We start from the raw sequence: 452 nt of genomic DNA on the forward strand, positions 1-452 counted from the left end.
GTAATAGTAAGTTTCGCTTCTTTAGAAAGCGGAGTCTTTTCCTCATTACTGTTTACCGGACCTGTAGTTTCATCTGAATTAGCTACGGCAGTGTTAACCACTTCTCCAGCATCTACATCTGCCTGCGTGATGGTATAAGTAGCAGTAAAAGTTTTGTCATCGCTAGCACCCGGAGCAAGGCTAATAGGTCCTCCGCTTACAGTTACTTTAGGATCGGTAACCTGAATGTTCGTCAATGTTACATTTCCAGTGTTGGTAACCGTAAAGGTATACGAGATGGTTTCACCTGCATCGGCATTTCCATCGTTATTAGTATCGTTGAAGGTACCATCTTTAACCAGCGTCATAAGAGGATTCTGATCAATGGTAGTATTGGCAGTAGCGCTGGTAGGACCAGGTACTTCGTTGGTTACTACACTTGCAGTATTTGATAGGGTAGTACCGTTATTGAT

At 42.9% G+C, this 452-nt stretch carries 1 protein-coding gene; it reads right to left on the bottom strand.

Annotated features, from left to right (window positions below):
- On the bottom strand, nt 1-452 hold a 452-nt coding region (locus tag ACNKXV_RS13340; protein ID WP_470269808.1), incomplete at both ends, for a DUF7507 domain-containing protein.

Source organism: Christiangramia aquimixticola, assembly GCF_048285835.1.
Taxonomy (GTDB): domain Bacteria; phylum Bacteroidota; class Bacteroidia; order Flavobacteriales; family Flavobacteriaceae; genus Christiangramia; species Christiangramia aquimixticola.